This is a genomic window from Deinococcus marmoris DSM 12784, from assembly GCF_000701405.1.
GTDB lineage: Bacteria > Deinococcota > Deinococci > Deinococcales > Deinococcaceae > Deinococcus > Deinococcus marmoris.
Genome location: NZ_JNIV01000006.1, coordinates 63,751 through 89,417, shown reverse-complemented (window position 1 = coordinate 89,417; position 25,667 = coordinate 63,751). Strand labels below are relative to the sequence as shown.

At 65.5% G+C, this 25,667-nt stretch carries 13 protein-coding genes; 7 read left to right on the top strand and 6 right to left on the bottom strand.

Features of this window, described 5'->3' with window-relative positions; translation table 11 throughout:
- The 3 genes from Q319_RS0102255 to Q319_RS0102245 all read left to right on the top strand — a co-directional run.
- Positions 1–440 (top strand): zinc ribbon domain-containing protein (locus Q319_RS0102255; protein WP_029480232.1); only part of this gene is annotated, 440 nt, incomplete at its 5' end.
- A 452-nt stretch (positions 441–892) separates the two neighbouring features.
- The gene (locus tag Q319_RS26815) at positions 893–1,498 is read left to right on the top strand and encodes a phage NrS-1 polymerase family protein (protein ID WP_156039134.1); all 606 of its coding nucleotides are present in this window, start codon (positions 893–895) and stop codon (positions 1,496–1,498) included.
- On the top strand, positions 1,495–2,106 hold the full coding sequence (locus tag Q319_RS0102245; protein ID WP_029480228.1) for a hypothetical protein: 612 nt from the start codon (positions 1,495–1,497) through the stop codon (positions 2,104–2,106). Before Q319_RS26815 ends, Q319_RS0102245 begins: the two co-directional genes overlap by 4 nt.
- Before the next feature lie 319 nt (positions 2,107–2,425).
- Here the strand turns inward: Q319_RS0102245 and Q319_RS0102240 are convergent, their stop codons facing one another.
- The 6 genes from Q319_RS0102240 to Q319_RS0102215 form a co-directional block, all read right to left on the bottom strand.
- On the bottom strand, positions 2,426–5,593 hold the full coding sequence (locus Q319_RS0102240; protein ID WP_245618901.1) for a type I restriction endonuclease subunit R: 3,168 nt from the start codon (positions 5,591–5,593) through the stop codon (positions 2,426–2,428).
- The gene (locus tag Q319_RS25310) at positions 5,577–8,438 is read right to left on the bottom strand and encodes a DUF262 domain-containing protein (RefSeq protein ID WP_051655028.1); all 2,862 of its coding nucleotides are present in this window, start codon (positions 8,436–8,438) and stop codon (positions 5,577–5,579) included. Before Q319_RS25310 ends, Q319_RS0102240 begins: the two co-directional genes overlap by 17 nt.
- Entirely contained in the window at positions 8,435–9,727 is a 1,293-nt protein-coding gene (locus Q319_RS25305; RefSeq protein WP_162178613.1) for a restriction endonuclease subunit S, read from the bottom strand. Before Q319_RS25305 ends, Q319_RS25310 begins: the two co-directional genes overlap by 4 nt.
- A 5-nt stretch (positions 9,728–9,732) precedes the next feature.
- Complete coding sequence (locus Q319_RS0102225) at positions 9,733–11,271, bottom strand: type I restriction-modification system subunit M (RefSeq protein ID WP_029480223.1); 1,539 nt, start codon at positions 11,269–11,271, stop codon at positions 9,733–9,735.
- 195 nt (positions 11,272–11,466) lie between these two features.
- On the bottom strand, positions 11,467–12,102 hold the full coding sequence (locus Q319_RS0102220) for an IS630 family transposase (protein WP_245618903.1): 636 nt from the start codon (positions 12,100–12,102) through the stop codon (positions 11,467–11,469).
- An 11-nt stretch (positions 12,103–12,113) separates the two neighbouring features.
- The gene (locus Q319_RS0102215; RefSeq protein WP_162178612.1) at positions 12,114–12,491 is read right to left on the bottom strand and encodes a helix-turn-helix domain-containing protein; all 378 of its coding nucleotides are present in this window, start codon (positions 12,489–12,491) and stop codon (positions 12,114–12,116) included.
- A 611-nt stretch (positions 12,492–13,102) separates the two neighbouring features.
- Between Q319_RS0102215 and Q319_RS0102205 the strand changes: the two genes are divergently transcribed.
- The 4 genes from Q319_RS0102205 (at position 13,103) to Q319_RS0102185 (ending at position 25,044) form a co-directional block, all read left to right on the top strand.
- Positions 13,103–13,666 (top strand): hypothetical protein, encoded by a 564-nt coding sequence (locus tag Q319_RS0102205; RefSeq protein WP_029480220.1) that lies wholly within the window; start codon positions 13,103–13,105, stop codon positions 13,664–13,666.
- A gap of 793 nt (positions 13,667–14,459) precedes the next feature.
- Positions 14,460–16,970 (top strand): ATP-dependent helicase, encoded by a 2,511-nt coding sequence (locus Q319_RS0102195; RefSeq protein ID WP_029480218.1) that lies wholly within the window; start codon positions 14,460–14,462, stop codon positions 16,968–16,970.
- 113 nt (positions 16,971–17,083) lie between these two features.
- The gene (locus Q319_RS0102190; protein WP_051655025.1) at positions 17,084–22,372 is read left to right on the top strand and encodes a RecQ family ATP-dependent DNA helicase; all 5,289 of its coding nucleotides are present in this window, start codon (positions 17,084–17,086) and stop codon (positions 22,370–22,372) included.
- Positions 22,357–25,044, top strand: a complete 2,688-nt coding sequence (locus Q319_RS0102185; RefSeq protein WP_029480216.1) for a hypothetical protein — start codon at positions 22,357–22,359, stop codon at positions 25,042–25,044. Before Q319_RS0102190 ends, Q319_RS0102185 begins: the two co-directional genes overlap by 16 nt.
- Positions 25,045–25,667: the final 623 nt, after the last annotated feature.

Here is a 25,667-nt window from a genome sequence, read left to right as displayed (position 1 = left end):
TGCTGCCGCCCACCGCGCAGCGTGAGCTGCAGGGCCGGATCGAGCGGCTGCACTACGCGGCCGCCCGCCAGCGACTCGACCAGATGACGGCCTGGCTGCTGAACCAGGCGGCGTGTGTGGGCGTGGAGCGGCTCGACTGGCGCACGTTCAGCACGGATTTTCCGGTGCGTGGCCGGGAGATGGCGATGGTGGACTGGTTGCAGAGCTGGCTACCGCAGCGCCTGTACGCCGCAGGGGTGCGGCTGCGCCGGGTGGCGCCGTACGGCACCAGCCAGGGGTGTCACCTCTGTGGCCGCCCGGGGGCACGGACGAGCCAGCAATTTGTCTGCCTGCATGGCTGCGGCGTGATGGACGCCCACGTGAACGCCGCGCACAACGTGCGTCACCGCGCCTGGGGCGGACGTCCGTACGCGCGCCGCAAGCGGCAGCGCCGCCGATAAGGCGCTGAAGCTCCAGGGCCTGGACACAGGGGGGGGGAGGTGCGGGCCCGGCCTGAGCCCTGTCCCCGTTCATCAACCCGCCTGCCAGCTGAAAGAGGAAGAGCGCAGAACAAAGGAGCAACATGCGAAACAGAAACCATCTGGCGTCGCCGCACGTCATTTCCGGCACCGTGCGCGGCCAGCCGTCTGGGGATGGGGGGCGCCTGCCGCGCCCCCAGCAGCTCGAGGGCACGCTCCCGCCAGAATTGCTGGCGCTGCCGCGTTGGTTGCCGTGGGTTGCGCTCCCCCGCGCCAATGGTGGCATCGGCAAAGTCCCGGCGTTGCCCCGGGCGGGGCGGCTGGTCCCGGTCGATTGCCGGAGAGAGGGGGTTTCGTGGCAGGAGGCCCTGGAGCTTGCGCGGGGCCACCGGGCCGGCGGCGTCGGTGTCAGCCTGCCGCCATCGGCTGGCCTGGTGGCGCTGGATCTCGACGGGCCACTGACCCCCGAGATGACGGCGAGGCTGGAGCGGATTGACGGTTACGCCGAGGCGTCTCCCTCCGGCCAGGGGGTCCACGTGTGGCTGCGTGGAACGTTGCCGCGCTCGCGGCGCGAACACCACGCCGAGTGGCTCGCTCGGGACTTTGTGACGGTGACGGGACGGTCGCTCAATGGGCGGGGCCGCCACCTGGGCCACCTGGAACAGGCGGAGGCGGTGCTGGGCACCGGCAAGGTTCCACGCCAGGCTCAGGACACCAGCACGCAGGGACGGCGCGGCTTGACGGTCACGGATCAGGAAGTGCTCCAGCGCCTGCGGCGATCCCGCAACGGTGACCGGGCCATGCAGCTGCTGTCGGGAGCGTGGGCAGATCTGGGCTACATGTCTCCAAGCGAGGCCGACTACGCCGCCGTCCGGTTCCTCGCGTTCTGGACACGGGACGAAGACCAGATCGAGCGCCTGCTGCGGGCCAGCGGCCTCGTCCGAACCAAATATGACCAGCCGGGCTACCTGTCGCGCACGCTGACGCGTGCGCTGGCCCTGGGCGGCCCGGTGTACTCCGGGAAAGGGGATAACGAATGACCCACAACTACGAATTGACCATCTGGCCGGCTCCGGCGCAGGCCGCGCGGCTGCGCCGCATGGGCCAGGCCCAGCGGCGGCTGGAACGGGCGGCGGGCCAGGTGTGGACGCTCGCCGTCCAGACGGGCACGGAGCCTGCCGGGGCAGGGCAGACCTGGGCGGCGGCGGCGGGATTGCCATGGACGCTGATTGACGACGTGGTTGCTCAGGCACACGCAGCGGCGCTCGCAGGCCGCATCTATCCGCCAGCGCGTCAGCCGGCGCTGACCGGGCCGGGGCTGGTGACGCCGCTGGCACCGGGCTCCATCGCGGTGGCAGGTGTGCCGGGACCTATTGCCACAGGTACAGGGGATGCGCGGCAGCTGCCGCGCTGGGCCCGCGAGGTGCTGGGGCGGGAGTACGTGCTCGCACAGCCCGGCACGCTGGCGGTGCAGGTGCCGGCGCTGCAGCGAGCGCGCCGTGTGGACTGGGTGGACATTCGTGAGGAACCGTACGGCTGGGTGATGGAGCTGGGATTCGTCTGGGACGCCTACCAGCCCTGGGGGCTGAGCTGGACAGAGTTGCAGGACCGGCCGTACGATGAGCAGTTGCACTTGCTGATGCGGTGAACAGAGGGAGTGGACGCGCTGCGCGTCCACTCCCTCTGTTGCTTGGACACGGGAGGGGGGGTTCACGGTGTAGTTCGCGAGGTGATCCTGACAGCGGCCAAGTCGGGCTGGACCACGGCCACCTGCCCGCCGGTTCAGGGGGCTCAGGTGCAGCACGCCACCTTCAACCTTAACCTCCCAGTTGATCGCCCGGCTGAATGCTCAGGGCGTCGCGCAGCAGCTTGGGCAGGAACACGCGTCCAGAACGCCACTTTCAGATGGAGTATCATGTTGCCGGATCGGGCCAGGAGTCGATTCAAGCTCACCGCGCGACTCCGCTCTAGGCGTAGAGGTTGGCCTTGCCGTCCGCGTAGGCCTCGTAGATGTGAGCGTAGAGGCTGCCCAACAGGAGGCCCAGTTCATCCTCCTGCGCTCCCAGGCTCCGCAACTCATCGCGGATGGCCTTGCGGACCCGGGCACGGGTCTGCTGTTTCTTGCGCCAGTCCAGCACCAGGGCGCTGCCCTTCAGCTTGTCGATCAGCTGCCGCGCCATCGTCTTGACCGCCTTCTGGTCTTTTGCGCTGAGCTCCGGGCCACCCTGCGCCACCAGGTCGAAGATGGCAAGTTCTTCTTCAGTCAGTCCCTCCCGTACGGCACGTTGGCCTTCCGCGTCCAGGTCCTGACCGAACTGAACGAGTTGCTGGAAAAAGTCCTCGATGTTGGCTGAGCCGAGGTTGTAGTCGTCGATCATGGTCTGGAGCTTCTCGCCGAAGTTCACGCGCGTCTTGTTGAGGCGCGTGAGCTGGTTCACCCGGCCCGTCAGCATGGCCTTGAGTTTCTCGGCCTCGGTGCGCTTGTGCGGGCTCTCCTGGAAGGCCTCAGTCAACTTCCCGAAGTCGATGCGGCTCAGGTCAAGCTTTGGGCCACCCTCCCGCACCCGGTAGCGCTGGGCGATGACGGACTCGTCGAGCAGTTGCTCTACCTGCGCCATGATCCCGTCGTCCTGCGGGTTCTCGCTTCCCGTCACGACGATCAGCATCTCGGCGAGCACGACGTACAGCGCGCGTTCCAGCGTCAAGGTCTGGGCCACCGCGTCAGGCAGCACCGCCTTGTACAGCCGGTCGATCACCGCCACCGAGTCGAGGAACGTCTTCTTAGTCTCCTCGGCCTCCAGCAGGGCGTCGCGGGCGTCCGCAAGCAGTTGCAGGCGGTCAAAGCCGTGCGCTTCGAGCAGGGCGTCCGGGTCAATGCCCCGCGGAGTCAGGAAGGCCCGCATGCTGGCCACCTGGGCTTGCAGGTGCGCGAGCAGCTCCGCCTTGGGCTGCACGGGCGAGTCGTGCCCACTACCGCTGCCCCCGCCGTAGATGGCCAGGGCCCGTTGCAGGTCACGGAACACCCCGATGTAGTCGACGATCAGGCCGCTGACCTTGTGCTCCCAGACCCGGTTGGCACGGGCGATGGTCTGCATCAGGGTGTGGTTGCGCATGGGCTTGTCGAGGTAGATGGTGCTGACACTCGGCGCATCGAAGCCGGTCATCCACATGGCGCAGACGAAGACGATGCGGAGCTTGTCCTGCGGGGCCTTGAACTTCGTCTCGAGGTCCTCGTCCACCATGCGCTTGCGGTGGGTTTTGATGTCCACGCCCTTCGCGGCGAAGTCGGCGATCTCGTTCTGTGCCTGCGACACCACCACGGCCATGTCGGTCTCGCGCATGAACGTCAGACGGGCCAGCAGCGCGTCGCGGGCGTCTCCAGTCGCGTGGGTCAGCTCCGCCTCCAGGCGGGCGATCTCGCCTTGCCAGTGGGCCTGCACCTTGTCGTACATGCGCACTGCCGTGAGCTTGTCGATGCTGACCACCATGGCCTTGCCAAATTGCAGGCGGCCCATGAAGTGGGCCACGATGTCCCGCGCGAGTTCTTCCAGGCGGCTGTCGCGGGTGATCAGCTGGTACTGCCGTCCGAACGCCCGGGCCAGGGACTGCTCGGCCTCGTCGTCCACGGACGCGGCGTCGAGCAGCCCCTCCATGTCCGCCTGGAAGTCTTCATTGGCGAGTTCCAGCTCGGGCGTGCGGTTTTCGTAGTACAGCGGGACGGTGGCATTGTCCTCGACGGCGTCGCGGAAGTTGTAGACCGACACGTAGTCCCCGAACACCTCGCGGGTCTTTTCCTCACCGGCCATCAGCGGCGTGCCGGTGAAGCCGATAAAGGACGCGTTGGGCAGGGCCAGGCGCATGTTCCCGGCGAAGACGTCGTACTGGCTGCGGTGCGCCTCATCGGTCATGACGATCACGTCGTCCCGCTGCGTGAGCGTGGGATACAGCTCGGTCTCGCCCGTGGCCTTGTCCTTGTCGGTGCGGAACTTCTGGATCAAGGTGAACAGGTAGCGGTGGTCCTCTTGCAGCAGCCGCTTGAGGCCCGCACCGCTATCGGCCCGGACCTGGTCCTCGGGTTCGCTGACCGCCCCGGTGCGGGCGAAGGTGGTGTAGATCTGGCTGTCCAGCTCGTCGCGGTCCGTGACCACCACGAAGCTCCAGTTGCCCGGCACACGGCGCAGGACCTTCTGGGCGAAGAAGACCATGCTGAAGCTCTTGCCAGACCCCTGCGTGTGCCAGAACACACCGAGCTTGCCCCGATTAGCCTTGGCCTCTTGCAAGGCGAGCAGGGCGTTGTTCACGCCCAGGTACTGGTGGTTCTTGGCCAGGATCTTCAGGGTCTGGCCGTCGCCCTCGCTGTACAGGATGAAGTTCTCCACCAGATCGAGCAGTCGCCCCGGCTGGCACATGCCCTTCAGCATGGTCTCCAGCCCCGGCCGCTTGGGCTCGTCCTCGCGCTCGACTTTCTTCCAGTCGACGAAGTGTTCCCAGCCCGCCGTCAGGCTGCCCACACGGGCGTCCAGGCCGTTGGAGACGATGATGAACGCGTTCAGGATGAACAGTTGCGGCAGCGTGTCGCAGTAGTCGCGCAGGTTGTCGTTGTAACCGTCCACCAGGTTCTTATGCGCGGCCTTGAGTTCGATCAGCACCAGCGGCAGGCCGTTCACGAAGCCCACCACGTCGGGGCGGCGCAGGTACAGGCCGTCCGGGCTGGTCACCCAGAGCTGCTGCACGGCCAGGAAGCGGTTGTTCGAGGGCGTCTCCCAGTCGATCACCCGCACGCGCTCGGTGACCTGCTCGCCGTCTGTGCCCTCGAAGGTGACGGTCACGCCCCCCTTGAGCAGCTCATACAGCTCGCGGTTGGCCCGGATGGAGGTGGTGTTGAAGCGCTCCAGGGTGAGGACCTCCAGCGCTTGACGCAGCGCCAGTTCGGGCAGGTCCGGGTTCAGGCTCCGCAGGGCCTCTAGGAGTTCGCGCTCCAGAACCACGCCGCGGCGGCTGTCCCGGCCCAGCAGGCTCTCCGGGCCGAAGCCTTCCTCCATCGCGTTGACGGTACGCCAGCCCAACTGCCCGAGCAGGTGCATAGCCGTCTGCTCCACCAGGGTGTCCTCGCTGAAGCTATGCACGGTTGGCACGCACCGTCTGTTCGATCAGGGGGCGCAAGTCGTGCAGGTCAGCTGGACCGGTGAAGCTGCCCCCAAAGTGGCCCGGAGTCCAGTCGGCAATCGGATCAATCCTCGACTCGCCAACAGCCGATGGATTCTCGAGGGCGACGAAAGAGTGGCGGAGCATGAGATAGACCTTCTCCTGATCGATGTACACGCGGCCGATGTCGCGCCCGCCCACCATGTAACGCTCGGCGGATTTGGTGGCCTGCACGGTGCTGTCTTCGGCCATGTCCCGAAAAGCCTCTCGCAGCCCCTGCATCAGCTGGCGCACCTTGGGGGCCCGGTAAGGGATCTCCTGAACGAACTGGGCGTGGACCGCCCGGATCAATGGGAGCGCCCGCGCCACATCGTCGGCAGACCGCAGGTACAGGATGCGTCGCTCTTTGCTGCGTGGTTCCCAGCCCTCGAAGAGGGTTTCCGGCAGGATGTCCGGGTCCAGTGGGCGCACCTCAATCGCCATGTGTCCGTCTCGCAGCAGACCGATGAATTCAACGGGCTGACCGAAGCCGACATAGTCCTGGGTGACGTTGCGCTCCAGGGTGGGGCTGATCTGAAGCAGGGCCTGCTCGAAGGTGTCAAAGGCCGCCTTGGGGCCGTCCCCGAGCGCGTCGATGGCCTCACGCAGGCTCAGGGTTGGCGTGGGCACCGTCCCGACGTCTGGCAGCCTCGCCCAGGTGGTCAGCAGCAGCGGCCAGACCGTGTCCAGTTCGTCCAGACTGGTTATCGATCTTTTCCACCATTTCTTGTCCTTACCTTGGACCCAACCGGATGTGTCGTCTGGCGACTCGCCCAGCCGCACCCACACATTTACGCTGGAGTCATCTGTCGACAGGCTGAAAGCGTAGCGGCTGCCCTTGCGGTAGTTGATCTCCCGGCCCATCACCATGCGGTTCACGCTGGGAAGTTCCAGTGCGCGCTGGTCAAACTCGGTGGCCACTTCGGTCAACGCAGCCGGCAGGGCCATCAGCCGCGCCCAGGGGTCGCGGACAACCGGGCGGCGTCCCTCGGTGCGCAGGCTTTCGAGCTCAGCGGGTGTGAACGTGGGGAGCGGCCAGAGCATCAGGGCACGCTGAGCCAAGCGACTGGTGCGGCCCTGAATGCGCTCCTCATTCCAGCAGGTCTCCTGTGCGATCTCCTGAGCCATGTGCAGACGGCTGAAGGTGTAGCCCTTGGGCAGGTCTGACATGAGGGTATCGCCGGCCTTCATCGGCAATGTCTTCTTCACGTCGAATGGACGGTCCCCAAGCTCGCTGTTGTAGCCAGTGAGGGTTAGGTTGCCGAGGGTATCTACGAGCCGCTTCTGCACCTCGGCCCAGTCCGCACCCAGCATCTCTCGCCACGGCTCGCTGAGGTTGGGGTTCTGCGGCATGACATGCTCGATGGTCAGGTCATCGGTGACCACCAGCTCCCTCGTCCCCATGGCCCGCTCCAGGCGCACGAGAACATGCTTGCAGACGCCCAGGGTGTACAGGTTGACGGTGTGGAACTTCTCAGTGAACACATCGTCGGCTGGAAAGCCACTGCGGTTGCGGTCCTGAAACCGCATCAGGGCGCGCTCCACCGAGCGCAGGTAGGCGGCGCTGTCCTGGTCCCGCACCAGTCCACGGCCCGCACTGGCAAACAGCTTGTTCAAGGGAGCACTGCGGAACTCGCTCACCGCCCGGCGTACCAGGATCGACTCCACCGTCCGCAGGGCCGACACGAGGTCTTGGGTTGTGACAATGCCTTTGCCGTGGTCTTCCAGCAGCTCTAGCACGAACGGCGAGATCACTCCCACGCGCACGTTCAGCAGGTCGCGCAGCGCCACCCGCAACTCCGGGTCCAGGGGCGGGGTGACATCCCGCTCCGGGCGCACCATCACCGCGTAGTGCTGGGCCATGCGCCGGATATCGGCCACCAGCAGCAGAATGTCTTGGTCGCCCAGTGTCTCGCGGTACGCCTTAAAGGTCGCGTAGACCTCCTTCTCGTTGACTAGCGTCCGCGTCCGCACGGTGAGAAAGTCCCGCATGAACCGGTTAAAGGTGTCCGGCCCACTGCCCTCGAACAGGGCCTCCGTAGGCAGCCAATAGTCGCGGCTCAGCTCATCTTGCCGGTCCACTTCCAGGCCCATCAACACGTTGTTGCGGATGAGATCGGCAGCGGTCAGGTCCCGGCCCGTGCTGTTCAGGCTCTCGAAGATCAACTGGGGATCGTCGCGGCCCTCGTGCAGAATGACGGCCACCACTTCCAACTTCCGCAGGCCGATCAGCACCTCGCGCAGAGTCACGCCTGCGTCCGAGAAGCGTTCCCGAAAGAACGCCAGCCCGGCCAGCACCTCTGCCGAGGGCCGGTCAGGCAGCGGGCCGCCGCCCACCAGATGCTTGAAGGTGTCGCGGTCCGCATATGTCGGCAACAGCTTAAAGCGCGACTCGCCGCTCAGGTCTTCGTTGAGCAGGTACAGCTCCCGCCACTTCACCGCTCGCACCTTCTCCACCTCACCCGTCGATCCAAGCGGGAGTTCGAGGTCACCGTCGCGCTCCAGGCACTCCACCAGCGCGGCGATGAGGAGCGTCAGCGTTGTCAGGCGCTGCTGACCGTCAATAAGCCGCGCCCGGCGAAAGCCTGAGCCTCCCATGCCCACGGCGGGCTGGGTATACACCACCGATCCGACAAAGTGCTTGCGACGGCTTGGCTCCCGTCCGGCAGCCAGGACATCATTCCAGAGCTTTTTCCGGTCCACGTTCGTCCAGGAGTACCGCCGCTGATACAGCGGAACCTCGAACTGCTGGCTGCCCGAGAGCAGGTCCAGCAGATCATGCATCTCGGCGTTCACGCCACCGCCTCCGCTTCTGCCACTAGTTCTTCAGCCGCGCCCCGGATGTCCAGGCCCGACACGTCCAGCTCGCCCGACACCAGCCGGGGCAGCAGCAGATCACGGGTGCGGCGGAGGTTGGCGTTGCGCAGTAGAAGTTGTTCGACTAGGCGGCGCATTGGCTGGACACGCATTCCAAAGTCTGCTTGAAGTTGTAACGGTGGGACGAGCAAGGCAGTCATCCCAATGCGCTCTCGGCCAAGTTCCGTTTGACCTGTAGAGCCAACGCCTGCGGCCTCAAACTCTGACTGAAGCCCCATCAATACGAGGCCGAAGTAATCAAGGTCCATCTTCGTAGGGTCAGCTCGAACTATGGTCACATGAGTATCAACGGTCAGGTTCTCAGTCTCTTGATAGACCTGTGCAACCCGTCCCAGCGTCCCAACACCCGTTGAGTTAATAAGCACGTCGCCGAAACGGATCACCTTGATCGGCGGGACTTTGCTGCTGTGACGACGAGCGGGTATCAGGTTCAATCGTTGATCGCGTATACACTTCTGATTGATAACGAGATCATCCGAGTCATCAGTGTACTTTGGAGCTACACCCCGTGTCACAACAGGTGCTACGTCTTTGATCGCCAACCACTCCCACCCCTCCGGCCTGCGCCCCTGCTCGTCTTCCACGAACTCGTCTTGCTCGTGGCCGGGGTAGCGGTACTCCACAAACCACTCGCGGTACAGGGCGCGGGCCATGTCCTCCAGCACCCGCACCCGCCGCGTGTTGTTCTCGATCAGGTCATCGTAGGCCGAGAGGATGGCCGCAATTTTCCGCTGGGTGGGAAGGGGGGGAATGGGAAAGCGGTGTGATTCGATCTGACCACCACTGATATGTGGCACGGTGGCACCTGTAACGATGGGCTTGATGTATGCGGTGAAATCAGGTGATGCGATGACATATCGGAGAAACTTCTGGTCTAACCCTTCGGTAGCTCGCAATCTAGCTACTCGCTGCACCAAGTAGGCGGGCAAATCCTTCTGCTGAATCCAGGCCCACTTCAACCCAGCCTCAATCCAAGGACGATCCATGGCGATCACCACGTCATTCTCTTCCAAGTGGTAACGCTTCTGCACGTCACCGTGCCAGCGTTTCACTCCATCCCAGCGGAGCTTGCCCTGAACGATATTGTCACCCCGAAGGAGGCGGATGTGATCTTCTCCTTCAACAAACTCGGCACTCCTGAAGGATGGGCCAGCAACAACCTTGAGATAATCACCTATTTGAACGATAGGCCAGCCAGCGCGGTTCATAGTGGTCATCCTCGTACTCCCAACAACGCCGCTACGTTCTCGCTGATCTTTTCCTCCAGTTCGTGCGCCTCGGCGGTCAGCACTTCCAGCTCCTCGTTCAGTTCGCCCAGACGCACACTGAAGTCGAAGTCGTCGGCAGCGCGGGCGGTCACGCCCACGTAACGGCCAGGGTTCAGGCTCCAGCCCTGCGTCTCGATCTCGGCACGGCTTGCCACCTTGCACAGCCCCGGAACGTCGCGGTACGCGCCGTCCGGGAACAGTTCATCAAACTTTTCCTTGCTGCCGTGCTTAAACTCCGGAGCCTCGCCCCGGTACACGTTGGCGATGTTGGCGAGGAGTTCCACCTGCTCGTCGGTCATCTCGCGGATGGCCTTGGTCACCTGCCGGAAGGTGTGGCGGGCGTCGATGAACAGCACCGTGTCCTCGCGGGCGCTGCCGCGCTTGCCGTTGTCGTAGAACCACACGGTGGCGGGCAGGGTGACGGTATAAAACAGGTTGCTGCTGGCCGCGAGCATGATGTCCACGTTGCCGCTCTGGATCATCTTCTGGCGGATGAGCTGCTCGCTGCCGCGTGCGTCGCTGGCACTGTTCGCCATGACCACTCCAGCGCGGCCCCTGGCGTTCAGGCTGCTGCTGATGTACTGGAGCCACAGGTAGTTGCCGTTGTCGGTGCTGGGCGTCCCGTACGGCAGACGGGGATCGGAGGCGATGTCGTCCTTCTTGATGCCCTTGACGTTGAACGGCGGGTTGGCCAGCGCAAAGTCGAACTTGCCCCGGCTGCCGTGGATGTCCTCGTAAAAGGTGTTGCCCTGCTTGATGTCGCCGCTCAGGCCGTGTACGGCCAGGTTCATGCGGGCCAGCCGCACGGTCTCGGCGGTCTTCTCCTGCCCGAAGACGCTCAGCTCATCAGTGGGGTTTTTCTTGTGTTCGGTGACGAAGCGGGCCGACTGGACGAACATGCCGCCCGAGCCGCAGGCAGGATCGTAGATGCGCCCGTGGAAAGGTTCCATGATCTCCACCATCAGCTTGACGAGGCTGGTGGGCGTGTAGAACTCGCCGCCCAGCTGGCCCTCGCGCTTGGCGAACTCGCCCAGGAAGTACTCGTAGACCTTGCCGAAGGCGTCACCTTCCAGGCCAGCGGCGATCTCGCTGAAGTTGAACGCCTTGAGGAGCGGGGCCAGCACGCTGTTGTCCAGGCGGTTGTAAATCTTGGGCAGCACGTCTTTCAGATCTTCGTTCTCAGTCTCGACGGCCTTCATGGCGTCGTTGATGGCCTGCCCCAGGTTGGCGCTGTCGGGCAGGGCCAGCAGGCGGCGGTAGCGGGCCTGCTCGGGCAGGTACATCACGCCCTCGGCCTGGAAGTCCATCGGCTCGGCGTCCGTGCCCAGCGTGGCCTGCGCCCCCTCGAAGCGGTGATCGGCATAAGCCAGGAAGATCAGGCCCAGGACCGGGGTGCTGTACTCGTGGCTGCGGAGCTTAGAGTTGGCGCGCAGGTTGTCTGCGGCAGCCCATAGGCGGCGCTCGACTTCGGTAGTAGAGGTCATGTGTGCTCCAGCATAAAGGGGTCAGGTGCCCACCGAGGCCGTAATGTTGCTGGGAAGACCAACCACTGCCGCAACATGCGCTCGCCCCGGCTCGCCGCGCGGATCGGCCAGACAGCCTGAAAGATCTGCCCATCCGCGAATCCGCGCTCAACAAGGCTCAACCCATGTGTCAGCGAGAACACCCTAGTGCAGCGTTCAATTAACACGAATGGCTTCATAGTGGCTTCGGAGCGTCCGACGAGCGACCTGGGTTGAGAACTGCCAGTTCAGCGTGATTCCAGCGCGTTCACGCGCTGTGACCCAGGTCTCGACTTCCGAAGAGAGCCGTTGCAGCGAAGGGATACGCCGATTCAGACACTGCCGCTGAAGGGCGCTGAATTCCAGCTCCGCCATGTTGAGCCAGGACGCATGGATCGGCGTGAAGACCCACTCGAATCGGCCCACCAAACGGTGGGCCTGCTCTGGAGGCATCCACTTGTAGAAACTGCCGCCATGATGGGTGTTGAGGTTGTCCTGCACCAGGGTGATTCGCACCGCCTCTGGATACGCCCGCTCCAGATCCTGCATGAACGCCGTGTATTCCTCGGCAGTTCGTCGGGCACACACTTTCGCGAATCGGCGACCGGTGCGGGGTTCGACTGCCAGGAGCAAGGCACAGCTCCCAAAGCGCTGGTACTCGTAGTCTTGCTTCGCGACTCGTCCCGGTTCCATCGGAACCGGGGCCATCGCGTCTCCGATCAGGAAGCAGGGTTGCTCATCGAAGCACAGCACGGGAAAACGCTTGTCATAGGGGCGTGCGTAGACGTCCAGAACACGCTCCATCTCGCACAGGAATTTCGCCGTTAGTCGCGCGATACACCACTGTCTTTTGCGGTGCGGCTGAACCGCGTTTTTTTAAGCATGTAGAACACTGTCGACGGCGCAATGCCGTCCACAACGTTCAATTCCACCGCTTTCTCCGCCAGCAGACGAATGCTCCACCGTGCATGGCCTTTGGGGGCCTCACTGCACGCGAGTGCCGTGATGGCCGCCCGGTCCTTGCCATCAAACTTCGCGGGTCGGCCCGTATGTGGCGCATCAAACAGTGCCGCTTCAAGACCACCGAGGACAAAGCGTTTTCGAGTGGACTGCGCCATCTGGACGCTGATCCCAAGGGCCTCTTTGATGTCCGAGTCGGCCATCTGCCGATGGGCCATCAGCAGAATCCGGGCGCGGGTCATGACCCGCGCCTTGCTGCTCCCTTTCGTTGTGATGGCGTTCAATGTCCGTTCCTGCTCTGGACTCAACTCCACTTTGTAGCGTAAGGATCGGCTCATACCCTCACTATGTCAAATTGAGGAACGCTGCACTAGTTCTGGGAGCCTTGGAACAGCTCCCCTGGTCGCTGCGTGAGATCGGGGTTCTTCGGATCATCTTCGTGCTGGATCGGGGCTTTGGCGACCTCAAGGTGCTGCGCTGTTTTCAGCGGCTCCGGGTGGATTGATGTGATTCGCGCTCGACAGGTCAAGCGTCGAATCCGTCTGACGCAGACCGGTGAAGAACGCCCGCGTCCTTCAGTCAGAGATCCCGAGCTGTCGCAGGGCCGTGTCCAGGCCGTCGGAGTCGAGCGCGTGGGCGCGCTGGGCGATGTCCTGGGTCAGGGTGTCTAGTCCAACGAGTAGGGCATGGCAGACCTTCGCAGACGTGGGACGGCGAGGCGGCCAGGACGTGTTACTTCTGTGGCAAGAAGCCTGACGTGAGAACACGTTCTGGCCGGGTAGCCGCCTCCTCGACCGGGCTGTCATAGTCTCTGGGATGCAGACCTCTCCGAATCGCCACCACCTCGGCGCAGATGACTGATCCACGCGACGACTTCCCCACGGCACTCACGTACCTGACCACCCTGCAGGAAATGCAGGCCCGGGGCATCAGTGAAACCACGCTGCGCCGGCGGCTGAGAACCTGGGGGATTGAGCGGGCACGGGGCGCGGACGCAGTCGACGGAGCGCGCCAGCATGCCCTCAAGCTCTCGCCCACGATCGCGGAGAGTGTGCGGCTGATCCAGCAGCGTCCCGAGTCCCTCGCCCGCCCGGATCTACTGGCCCACGATGTGCTGACCACAGCTGCACCTGGGGTCAAGCAGGCTTTCAAGGTTGCAGCCGCACAGCTTGACCCGAAGATCGCCGCCGCTGCATTGGCCGGGAAATTCGCGATCGACCTGGCCGAGGAACTCGCTCTATACGGGCCGACCGACTTGATCACCGATCTCGATTATGTGCCCCTGCTGACGGCCATGGGTCTCCCTGAGGTCTGGGCACAGGCCGGGGACCGGATGCGGGTCTGGGACGCGATGTACCACCTCCTCAAGTCCATTCGGAATAACTGGGTGTACCGCCCGTCGAGCCCCGACATCTGATCGACGCTTCGGTGACATCTAGCGCGTGTGGCACAAAATGGATTTGATTCGCTCGAAAATCCATACGCCATCTCCATTCCAGGCCGCATAGACGGAAACATGTTGAGCGCTCACGGAACCAAGCCGGAGGACAAGCACCACGGTCGCTTGCTGCTGACCAGTCGACTCAAAGCTCACGGTCAGATATGGGCGCGGCCACATGGGGGCGAGCTAAAGCATCCATGGCCGCCCCGCTGTCATTGTCTTGCATCCACCATCGGGGACAGGACGACTGACGCCGGGGCACTAAAAGTGGCGAGCGCCAGGTCAGCCGGGTCAGGGCCCCACCCAACGCATCAACTGGACACCCAGCGCATACCGCGCTATGCTGTACGACATCAAAGGCGACCTCCGGGTGGCCTTTTTCATGATACCCGCCACTTCAAGCCCCACAGTCCACGCGCTGAGGTAAAACCGCGCATGGTGGTTCCTCCTGTGGGCAGTGTCAGGTGCCGGCGCGTCAGCTGTTGACGTGCTGCGCCGGCCGGGCGCCGCATCACGCACTGACGCGGCCCACCCGCACAGTGAAGGCACGACGGAGACCCGTGCTTCCTAGGAGGTTCCACGTTGATGATCCTGCCCTGAGGCCCGATCGACCAGACCCCGCCCACGTCCTGTGGCACGGGACTCACGTCATGGCCCTGCCCGCCCGCGCTGCCCGAACCGTCCCCATCGCAAACCTGCCCAGCGGGGACGTCATGAAAGGGTGAGACCGGGGCACCCGGGTGCCTGCGACCGCCTACCATGTTCGGCAATGGATTTCACGCCCGAGCAGACTCGCATCGTCGAACATGGAGACGGACACGCACTGGTCTTCGCGGTCGCCGGCAGCGGCAAGACAACGACGCTGGTCGGCCGCATCTCTCACCTGGTCACCCAGCGTGGCGTACGGCCGACGCGCATCCTCGCGACGACCTTCTCGCGGGAGGCGCGCCGCAGCCTGGAGGGCAAGCTCGCGGCGTTTCCTGAATGCACCGGCGTGTCCGCGCTGACCCTGCATGCCCTGGCCACACGGATCGTCGACCGGGGCCGTGAGATGGGCCTTACGGAACTGGTGATCGGCGAGGACCACTTCAGCTCCCGCCTCTTCGCGGCGGCGCGCCGGGCGCTGCTGGCTGACCTGGGCGATGACGAGCGCGAACTTGCGGCGAGACTCCGGCAGGTGACATTCAAGGACTTCTCCACTTATCTGGGCATTCAGAAAGGCAATCTGAAGCTGCCGTATGTGCCGGCCGACCTGCCTGCGGACGCCGCGGCCCTGATCTCAGCTCCAGACAGCGGGCCTGACGCTTACGCGCGGCTCTACGCCCTGCACGACGAACTGCGCCGCCGGGAAGGCAAACTCGACTATGACGACCTGATCGTGGCGGCCTGGATCCTGATGAGCCGGTCTTCAGCCCTACGGGACGACATTGCCTCCCGCTGGGACTATGTGAACATCGATGAATTTCAGGACGTGAACCTGGCGCAGAGCGAAATGATGCACCTCGTGGGGGCGCACACCCGTTCATTCATGGCCATCGGGGACGACGATCAGACCGTCTACCAGTGGCGAGGAGCGCATCCACGCTTCATTCTGGGCTTCTCGAAGCGCTACGGAGCCGCGCAGTACACCCTGCCCAGCAACTTTCGCTGCCCGCTGGGCGTCATCGCGCTGGCCGACTGGGTCATTGCTGAAAACCGGGTACGGGCCCCCAAGCGGCTTCGGGCCACGCGCGGCGGGAGCGGCGTGCAGTTGCATCCCCCTGTGGACGGGCAGGCGGCGCGCGTGGCCCTTCAGGTGATCGGAGAAGGCCGCAGCCCCGAAGACGTGGTCATCCTGATGCGAACCTACGCACAGTCCGCAAAGATCGAGCAGGTCTTCCTCCACGAGAAGACCCCCTACCGCTTGATCGGGGCAGCCCCGTTCTACCGGCGTCCTGAGGTGACGACGCTCGTCGCCTACGTTGAACTGGCGCTCGCCGACCTGGACGTCGCTGGTGGGGTGCCGCTAGACGCGAAGCGGCGCGAGCGGGTTCAGGGGCTGTGGCGCAACGTCGCGAACCGGCCGTCACGGTACCTGCGTGCGCCCGACGTAGAGGCGATTGCCCGGCAAGCCTGGCGGGGAACACAGACCCTCGCCGGGGCCCTGGCCGCCGCCGCCTCACAGCAGCCTGAGCACGTTCAGCGTCCCCTCAGCCTGCTTTCCACCTGGCTCGATTTCCTGACCGAGGACCTGGGCACCTCGCCCGGCCGGGACGTCCTCCTGGATTTCGTGAGCGCCATCGGCTACCGGGAATTTCTGATCAAGACCGCCCCAACCGAGGAGTTCGGCGCCGAGCGGGCGGGCAGCATCGACGCCCTTGCAGAGATGGCCCAGACCCGCTCGCTCGGCGCACTCGTCACGCATCTGGCGGAACTGGGCGAGCAGGTGAAATACGAGGAGACCCTGCGGTTGCGCGGGGCCGACGACGTGCCGCGCGTGACGCTCATGACGGCCTTCCGGGCCAAGGGGCTGGAGTGGCCGGTCGTGATCATTCCAGACTGCGTTAGGGGGGTATACGCCTCCAAGCCCAGTGCGGACGCGGCCGCCAGCGAGGAGGAGCGGCGCGTGTTCTACGTGGCGCTGACCCGGGCCCAGGAGGAACTGCATCTGATCACCGGGGACGATGACACCACGGACTTCCTCGAGAAGGTGAACTACACGTCCGTGGTGGGACAGCATGACCGTCTGGCCGGGCTGCTGGAGCGTGCGCCGGGGACATGGACGGCGGGCGACACCCTTGAAGCCGCCGAACTCCTGGGCCGCTACGAACACGAGGCCTACGTGCAGCGCTGGACCGAACCGGGATACCGCGCGCGTTTGCTGGGCCGCTTCCAGGCGCTGCGCGCGCGCCTGACAGCACAGCCCGAGGACGACGCGAGACGCGGGGCCGAGCGCACACTGAACTTGGACACGTACACGCTGCACGGTCCCCTGCACACCCAGGGTGAGCGCGACCAGGCGGGGCTTGGCGACCTCGGCGCGCTGCTGGATGGGCGGCGCGCCCCGCAGCCGCAGGCCCCAGCCCCCGGCGCAGCGTCTCCGAAGCGCGTGGACGCCCTGGGACGCGCGGTCGGTCAGGCGGCCAGTTTCCAGCCTGGGGAGCAGGTGCGGCACGCACGCTTTGGGGTAGGCGACGTCCTCACGGTCGGGGAAGCTGGCGGCCAACTGGAGGCGTTGATCCGCTTTGAAAGTGGGACGAAAAGGATGGCCCTGGCATTCACCCGCCTCGAACGCGTCTAAAGAAAACCTTAATGTTCTAAGCCGCTGCACATTTGCCTGAACATCAGAAGACGCCTTGCTTTACGATCAATCCATCTTGCTCCTTTTTATCTTCACGACCACCGTGGATACCCGTGGCCTCTCCTGAAGAGAGAATCATTGAGGCCCTGTCGGCCCACGGTGCCCGCACGCCCGCACAGCTGGTCGCGCTGGGCGTCATGCGCACTGAGGGAGCCGTCCTCAAGGCGGCCAGTGCCAGTGAGGGCCGCATCCTCAACGAGCACGGCCGCCTGCACCTGCCTGGTCAACTCCAGGAGCCTCAAATCACCCTTGATCCTGCTGAGCGCCTGAGCGACTACGTCATCTTTGACTTGGAAGCCACGTCTGCGGACGCCGATACGGCGCTGATCCTCGAGTTGGCCGCCGTGCGGGTGCGGGGCGGCGCCGAGACCGCTCACTTCGAACGGCTGGTCAGCGGCGTGGCGATCCCGCGGGAGGTTGCCCAACTGACGGGGCTGAGCGCTGAGCTCCTCGGAGAGCGGGGCGTCTGCCTCACGGACGCCCTGCGCGACTTTCTGGAGTGGCTGGGCAGCGACGTCCTGCTCGCCCACAATGGCCAGGGCTACGACCTGCCGGTATTGAGGCGCGCCCTGGAGTCCACCGGACTGGAGCTCGGTTCCCGCCCAGTGCTCGATTCGCTGCTGCTCGCTCCGCTGGCCTTCGCGCGGGACGCCGAACCGCCGGAGGTCTACAAGCTCGAGACGCTGCACGCTCTGGTGGCCGGGCAAGTACACGCCTCGGCCCACCGGGCCCTTGACGACTGCCGGGCTACCCTGCGGGTCGTGACGGCCTGCGTGCAACGGCTCCTGGACATGCCAGCCGCCGACCGCACCCTGCTGGCGCTCCTGCCAGTGCCGGAGTTCGCGCTTGCCTGGCAACGGCCAACCATCGCGGCCGGAGCGCTCGCCACGCTCACGACGGCGGCGCTGCGCGTCAACGCTGAGCGCGCCCACGTCTTTGCGGCTGGCCAGAAGACGCCGCAGACCTGGCAGGACATGCTCCCCACGCCGCGTCCCGGTCAGGAACGCATGCTCGATGCGGTGGCCCAGACGCTCAGGGAGGCCGGGGTCAGCGTGATCGAAGCGCCAACCGGCACCGGCAAGACCCGGGGGTACCTGCTCCCCGCCCTTCTCCAGGGTCAGGCGAAGAGCCCCATCATCGTCAGCACCTACACCCGGCAGCTCCAAAATCAGGTGTTGGCCGAGGCGCAGGCGCTGCGGGATTCAGGTTTCAATCTGAGCGTGCTGGCGCTCAAGGGACAGTCGAACTACCTGTGCCCAGACCGCCTGGCCGGCTGGCTGCGGGGCAAGCACGACCCCGAAACCGGGCGGCTGTACATGCCGCCGGGAGAGGCGCGCGCCGCGGCCTTGCTGCTGCTCCACGCAAGGGTCGGCGAATTCGACCACCTGCCGCCCACGCCGCTGCGCTTCTCGCCCGATTTCCGGCGGCTCAGGCAGACGGTGGCCACCGTCCGGGCCCGCTGCAGCGAAGGCTGCGAGTTCCATCAGCATTGCGCCTACTTTCCGATGTTTCAGGCGCGGGAGAGCGCCCAGGTCATCGTGATCAACCACGCGCTGCTGTTCCAGACGCTCATTCAGGGCAAAGACGAGCTCGCTGGCGTGCCGATCACGCGGGTGGTCGTCGACGAGGCCCACGACCTGAGCGACGCGGCGCAGCAGGCGCTGCGCCGTGAAGCGGGCGTGCAGGGCCTGCGCGGCCTGCTGGGCGAACTCCTCGAGCAGCGGCCCCGCCGGCTGGGGGCTGCCGCCGGGCCACTGGGCCGCGAACTGCTCGCGCTGCTGGGGCCCTACGCCGAAAGTGTGCCCGGCGGACGCACATTGATGGGCGATTTGCGCAGCCGCCTGAGCGATCTACCGGACGCGCCGGACAAGGTGCTGGGCCGCGCGCAGGAATGGCTCTCACGCCAGACCGGCGTACCCGAGAACGTCACGCGGGCCTTCTCGGCCTGGAAGCGGCGGGTGGTCAGCGAGCAGGGCTTCCTCTCCGGGGCTGAGGCGCAGGCGGCGGAGCACCAGGCCTACGACGTGCTCGGCCGCATCCGGCAACTCGCGCCGCGCCTTCAGGACCTGCGCGACGATCTGGAGCAGTGGCAGCGGGCGCTGCGCACTTTCGCCATGCAGTACGGACAGGGGGGGGGTGGCTTCGGGTACACCGCAGCCGTCACGCCCGCCTTAGCCGATTCGGCCGAGTTCCGCGCCGTGCGCGAGGGCGGGCGCAAGGTGCTGCCCCGAATCGCGCTGCTGGCCGGCTTCCTGCGCGAACTCGGCCAGTTGCCCGCCCTCAAAGGCGAGGTGGAGATTTTGGCAGGGCGTCTCGACGCCGCCCATGAAGCCCTCAAGGGCCTGCTCGGGCGCGATCCGGGCCAGGACGTCTATGCCGTGAGCGCCAGCGACGACGACGGCAGCCTCTGGAGCGTGCCACTGTGGCTGCACGAACGCCTCGCCCCGCTGTGGGCGGGCCTCAAGTCGGTGGTCTTCACCAGCGCCACCCTGCGGATTCCCGGCAGCGAACCGGGGGTTGGCACCGGAGAGACCGCAGATTTTGGCCTGTTCCAGACGGAACTGGGTCTGCCCAAAGCGCAGTTTGTCACCCTCCCACCGACCCTGCCCTACGAGCTTGGGCAGGTGATGCTCGCCTCCCACCTGCCCCTGACGCGCCAGCCCACCTACCCGGCGATGGCGGGACAGGAGCTGTCCTACCTCGCGCCGCAGCTGCCGCACCGCTCGCTGCATATCCTGACCAGCAACGAGCGTCAGCGGGGGGTCTCGGGCGTCTTGCGGGACGCCGGAATCGCGCACCTGTCGAGCGTCAATGACGGCCCAGACCGGGTCGTGCGGGAACTCGGCCAGCGCGCCACCGGCATGGCGCTGGGCTCGGCCGGCTTCATGCAGGGGGTAGATATCCGCCACCTGAGCATGGTCAGCCTCGACCGGGTGCCCTTCCCCATCCCGGATGTGGTGCTCAGCCAGCAGCGGGTCGCGCTGGGAGATTTCGAGAAGTTCTGGAACACCATCTACCTGCCGCGCGCCGTCTTGAAGTTCGTGCAGGCCTTCGGCCGTCTGATCCGCGACGGCCGCGAGGGGAGCGGGCCCGGCGCCTTCGTGCTGTGGGACAAGCGCCTGCCCGTCAGCCACTACCAGAGCCGCTTCCTGGGCGCGCTGCCTGTCCCGCCCCAGAACATCCACCGCCTCCACAGCCGCGAGGAACTCTACGCAGCCCTCAGCGCGCTGTACGGCGCTCCGCTGGCCATGCCGCCCCTGGTGTCCGCCAAGGGCCGGCTGCTCGCCGAACTGCGGGGCGAACTCGCCACCCTGCCCCGGGAGGCCTGGCCGGCCCTGCTCGAGCGCGGTCTCCAGGAAGCCTTCGAGATCCCCCGCGCTGCGCTGCGGCCCGGACAGCTGAGCGGCATGACCGCGGCGCTGGACGGCCGCGACGTGCTGACCGTGCTGCCCACCGGCTCAGGCAAGAGCGTGATCTTCCAGCTGCCGGCCCTGCTCGCGCCCGGCTATACCCTGGTGATCTCTCCGCTCGTCGCGCTGATGCAAGATCAGGTGCTGCGGCTGCAGCAGCTCGGGTTACCGGCGGCCGGACTGTGGGGCGGCCTCTCGCGCGGTGAGCAACTCGCGCAGATCCGTGACACCCAGCGCGGCGACGTCAAGCTGCTCTACGTCGCCCCCGAACGCGTACAGCGCAGCCGCGACCTCCAGGAACTGATGCGGCAGCGTCCGCCGGCGCGCGTCGTGTATGACGAGGCCCACTGCCTGACCGAGTGGGGGCACGATTTCCGGCCCGACTACCTCAAGGTGCACGAGTCCCTGCGGGGCCTCGGCCTGCGCCCTCCCGTCTCGGCGTTCACGGCGACGGCGACGCCAGCGGTGCAGCGCCAGCTCACCGAGCTGCTGGAGATGGACCGCCCGCTGCACGAGACCCAGCCGGTCGCGCGGCCGAACCTGCACTACCGGGTCATCGCAACCACCAAGGGCCAGCGCGATCAGGTGCTCGTCGACCTGATCATGGGCCTGCGCCGAACCCCGGAAGGCCGCGAAGGCCGCGTCATCGTGTACGCCGGCAGCCGGGACGCCACCGAACGGGTGGCCGCGCTGCTCGGCGAGATCGGCGTCCAGGCCGCGGCCTACCACGCTGGGTTGTCCCCGGCGATCCGGGCAGAGCTCGTCGAACTCTTCCAGGACCGCGCCATGCCAGTGATCGTGGCAACCAACGCCTTTGGCATGGGCGTCGACGCCCCGGACATCCGGCTGGTCGTGCATTACGACGCGCCGCTCTCGCTCGAGGCCTACGTTCAGGAAGCGGGGCGTGCGGGACGCGACGGCGCGCCAGCCTACGCGATGTTGCTCAAGTCCGGCAACATCCGCCGGCGGGCCACGAACATGATCGGCAAGAGCTATCCCGGCGGCAAGGAGGTCGAGGCGCTCCTGAGCCGCATCTCTGCGGCCACCTATCCGACCGAGCGTGAACTCGCCGACGAGGACGTCGATATCTCGCGCCTCTCCACGGTGCTGCACCTGCTTCAGGAAGCCGGCGTCGTGCAGGCTGATTTCGTCCCCGGCCCTTACCGGGTCTTCGCGCTGTACGGCGTGGAGCCCCCGGCCGATCCACAGGTGGCCCAGCTCCTCGCGGCTGAAGGCGCCGTGCACCTCACGCGCGAGTTCGGCAAGGAAGGGGCGGCCGCCCTGCAAGATCGGCTGCACGCCTACGCACAAGAAGGCCGGCTGGGCGTCAGCCCCCTTGCCCCCGCGCTCGATGTCCGCATCGTCCGCTGGAACCTGGCGGCCTATGAGGAGAAATGCAAAGCGCTGCGCAAGCAAAAGCTGGCGCGCTTCGAGGACTTCGAGCACTTCCTCACTGGGCAGACCTGCCGTGAGTACAAGTTGCACGCCTACTTCGACGCCGAACGGCAGCCCTACCACCGCTGTGGACGCTGCGACGCCTGTGAGCCTGGCCTCAGCCTGCCGTGGAGCGGGCAGCCCAGCCAGAACCTGAGCGACATCTGGAATCCCGAGCGCGAATTGCTGCGCATGATGCACTACTTCCAGCACCAGTCTGCTGGCGCCGGCAAGGCCCGCGGTCGGGGCACCCTGATCCGGCTCCTGCAAGGCGAAGACGGGCAGATGCGGGCCGGCACCTTCAAGACCTATTCCAACTTTGAGAAGAGCGCGCCAGGTTACCGCCTGCTGCGCTTCGTGGATGACAAAAAGATTGAAGAGACCATCGACCACCTGACCCACCAGGGCAAGGTGGCGGCCGTGACCGAGGGCGGGTTTCCAGTCCTCGGCCTGACCGAGGCTGGCCTGAAGGAGGCGCAGAAATGGACGCGACCCTAGTCGCCCGTGAGCTCGAGATGACGCTCCTTGCTAAGGTGCTTGAAAGCCGCTACGTCGACGCCAGCAGCAACCTGACCATGCCGGCGGCCGCGCTGCTGCACCTCATGCGCGCTTACCTGGGCCCGGAAATTGATCTGCGTGACCTGCAGTCGGCCGCCGCGTCCAGCCAGATGTTGGAGTTGACGTCCTACATGCGCGAGTACCGCGTGGCCGACGTTGCCAGCGCGCAGGGCGTGAAGCTTTCCCTGCACCACTGGAATCCGCTGGCGGCCTCCCGGTCTCCTTTCGAAGCTCTGCTTGCTGCCCACGCTGACCGCCCACGCCCGCCCATCGCCGCCACCACCTTCCGCGGCGGCCTGCTCGGCACCAAGCCAGTCACGTTTGAGATTTGCAATGAGGGCTACGGCGCGGGTCACGACGTCCAGGTCAGGGGCATCGATGCCCCTGACTGGGTCACCACCTCGGTCAACGGCCGCAAGGTGACCGTGGCCGCCTCACCCACGCAGGCCGGCGTGTATTCGGGCACGCTGACAGTGCACACCAACGCCAATGACGTACCCGTCCAGCTCTGCACCCAGAGTGCCGCCTTCACGCTGCTAGACCGCGACGAACTGACGCTTGAGGAGCTGCTCACCGTTCATCCGGACATCGACCGGAACGCGACCATCACCCTGATCGAAGCCCACCTCGCGCGCCTGCGCTTCGAGCGTCTTCCTGGCGGCGTGTTCATCCGCCGGGGGGTGCACGTGCAGAGCCAACGCGTGGATCACTGGTGGCTGTCGACCTCGGCCATTACTGGCGGCAGTCTGCCGGCCAGCGGCTACCCGGCAGAGTTCACGGTCTACGCCGACGAGGGCGCCAAAACAGACAAGTACGCGGTTAAGGTCACCGCCCAGCACGGACAGCTCGGGGGGGATCTCGGCGAGCTCTTCGATCTTCTGGACATCCAGGACGGACAGAAGCTTCAACTGGCACCCTACAAGGGCGGCTTCAAGGCGACGTTCAGCCCCGCCGAGCCGTGGCGCACCGCGGCCGGGCACACCTACTGGCTGCAGGGACCGCTCGCCGCCGTGATTCAGCAGCCGGACGTGCTCGACAGCCTGCTGCGGCTGTCGGACGACAAGAACGTCACCGTCAACCTGCTGCTGAGCGGAGACGGAGGCGAAGAATTGCCGGCCGACCTGACCCGGCAACACCGCGCGGGCCGCCTCACGATCCGCTGGACACCGGCGCGTCTCCCCTACCGCCTGATCGTCTGCGGCGAGGATCACTCAATGTATCTTCCGCCCCACGGGGGCCTGCAGCGGCCAGCCACACCGCCCCAGGCCCTGTGGGAGGCCTCGGCGCCGCTGCTGGGACTGGATTTCCGCGAGCAGGCCTGGCAGCGGGGCCGGGGCGACGGCGCGGGCGAGGGTGGCCTGCTCGATCTGGAGCTCAGTGTGGCCATGGCTCGCCTCGCCGAGGCGCTGAAGCCGGCGTCCACGCCGGACACGCCTCCAGAGATCAGCGTTCTGCAGCGCGAACAGCTCTCATCACAGCTGCCAAGGGTCGCGGCCGAGTTGCGAGTCCATGTGCGGCCCGTGCTGGCGGCGCCTCACCTCCAGGGACTGCAGCTGAGCGCCCCGCAGGTCAATGCCGCTGGCAACGGCTACCGGGTCACGGTGGGAGGTTACCTGGTGGCCCGCCATCAGGACATCGGCCGGCAGCGGGAGTGGGCCCGGTATCTCGGTGGGCTGTACGGCGGCGTGATTCATCACTCGCAACTGCGAAAACTGGTGGAGGCCTTCACCGGGCAGAGCATTGAGCCCACCTCCTTCGTTACGGCCTCTCTGGATGTGATGGGCTGGGCAGGCAACGGGTACCGGCGTCCTCGCCAGGGCTGGGAACCCACCAAGCGTGAACTGGTACCGTTTGCCGGCGAGGTCATCGCCCACCTGGGCCAGGACGCCGGCCTGGACTGGCTGCGGCGCAACGTCGCAGCCAGCGAGGAACAGCTCAGCCGCGCAGTGGGCAAAGCCAGTGCCGCCCTGCCCAGTGATGCGTCTCCAGCGCCGGCCCGCACTCTTCCAGACCGAAAGTCGAAGGTTCCAGCGACCAATCATGCTCAGGGTAGTCGCCCGCCGTCAAAGCCGAATTCTCGCGAGACATCCAAAAAAACACCAGCGCTCCCCGAGGTGACCTTCGCCCCACTGACCACTCTGAGTGAGACTCTTCCAGACCCCCGCACTGCCTCCGCCCTGGCGGTGAAGGACGCTGTGAAGCGCCTGGTGGTCGCCGAAGGCCCCATGACAGAAGATGGGCTGATCCGGCGGTATGCGGCGCTGGCCCGCCTCAATCCTGTGCAGGTGCGCTCCAGGACGCTTGACGCGGCCCAGATGGCTGAAATCGCCGGAGACGTCCTGCGCCGCACTGCCCGGGATCACACGGAATACCTCGTGCCTGGACAGACTGTCAGGCTGCGTGAACGCGGCGCCCGCCAGCCCGAGGACATTCCCCTGAGTGAGTGGCGACTGCTCTTCCACTCACTCCGGGTCAAACCGGACAACAGCACCGAAGCGGAAGCCTTTTCCGTCGCAACAAGCGCATTCCGCTTCGGGAACGCCGGTGCCAGCGTCCGGCCGGTCATCATGCATGCTTGGCGCACCGTCGCGCAGGTGGATCATTCCAACTAAACTACAGCAAATAACAGAATAGTTGCGTTGGGAAGTCAAGTGCGACTAACTCCCGAAGCGGGACCAAGCCATCCAAAATTCTTCCAGGATTGCGCTTCTTTTCTGTCAAGTGCTCTAGGGTACGGCTAAAGCAAGAACAGAAATCCGCTCCAAGAGGCCAAGTCACAATTGAGCCGTGCGATAACGGTCATTTGTGCGCCCCAGAGGGCATCCCATAGAAATCGGCGTTCTTGGGTTGCACATATCTCTTGCAGAAGTCAGAGCAATGGCGAGAGGTTTGCGGAAGTAGTGTCGTCCACGACGTAGACAATGGTAGGCGTGTCAGACAGCAGAACTTGACCTCTCATTCGAGTTGGCCAAAAATCGGGCCTTCGCCAGGTTAAGCCCTACTCCTGAAGCCCCCTTCAAAGCAGGTGAACGTCAAGCGCCAAGCCAACCATTCGTGCTGGGAAAGATTACGCGTGATGCGTTATGCTAGGAGCGTTGTACATCCGTCCTGAGTCAGCCCCCCATCCTTGTGAAGGAGATGATCTTCTATCGCCAAAGCCATCAGCGCTCGTCAGGGAGGCGACGATCTTCAGGCCCTGCTGTTCTGGCTACACGCCTGCCGCCTGGTTCATGCT

Excerpts from the sequence above, each read along its gene's own strand:
- Q319_RS0102245 (WP_029480228.1), top strand. The coding sequence starts at position 1,495 with ATGACCCACAACTACGAATTGACCATCTGGCCGGCTCCGGCGCAGGCC.
- Q319_RS25305 (WP_162178613.1), bottom strand. The coding sequence starts at position 9,727 with ATGAACCGCGCTGGCTGGCCTATCGTTCAAATAGGTGATTATCTCAAG.
- Q319_RS0102225 (WP_029480223.1), bottom strand. The coding sequence starts at position 11,271 with ATGACCTCTACTACCGAAGTCGAGCGCCGCCTATGGGCTGCCGCAGAC.
- Q319_RS0102215 (WP_162178612.1), bottom strand. The coding sequence starts at position 12,491 with ATGACCCGCGCCCGGATTCTGCTGATGGCCCATCGGCAGATGGCCGAC.
- Q319_RS0102205 (WP_029480220.1), top strand. The coding sequence starts at position 13,103 with ATGACTGATCCACGCGACGACTTCCCCACGGCACTCACGTACCTGACC.
- Q319_RS0102195 (WP_029480218.1), top strand. The coding sequence starts at position 14,460 with ATGGATTTCACGCCCGAGCAGACTCGCATCGTCGAACATGGAGACGGA.
- Q319_RS0102185 (WP_029480216.1), top strand. The coding sequence starts at position 22,357 with ATGGACGCGACCCTAGTCGCCCGTGAGCTCGAGATGACGCTCCTTGCT.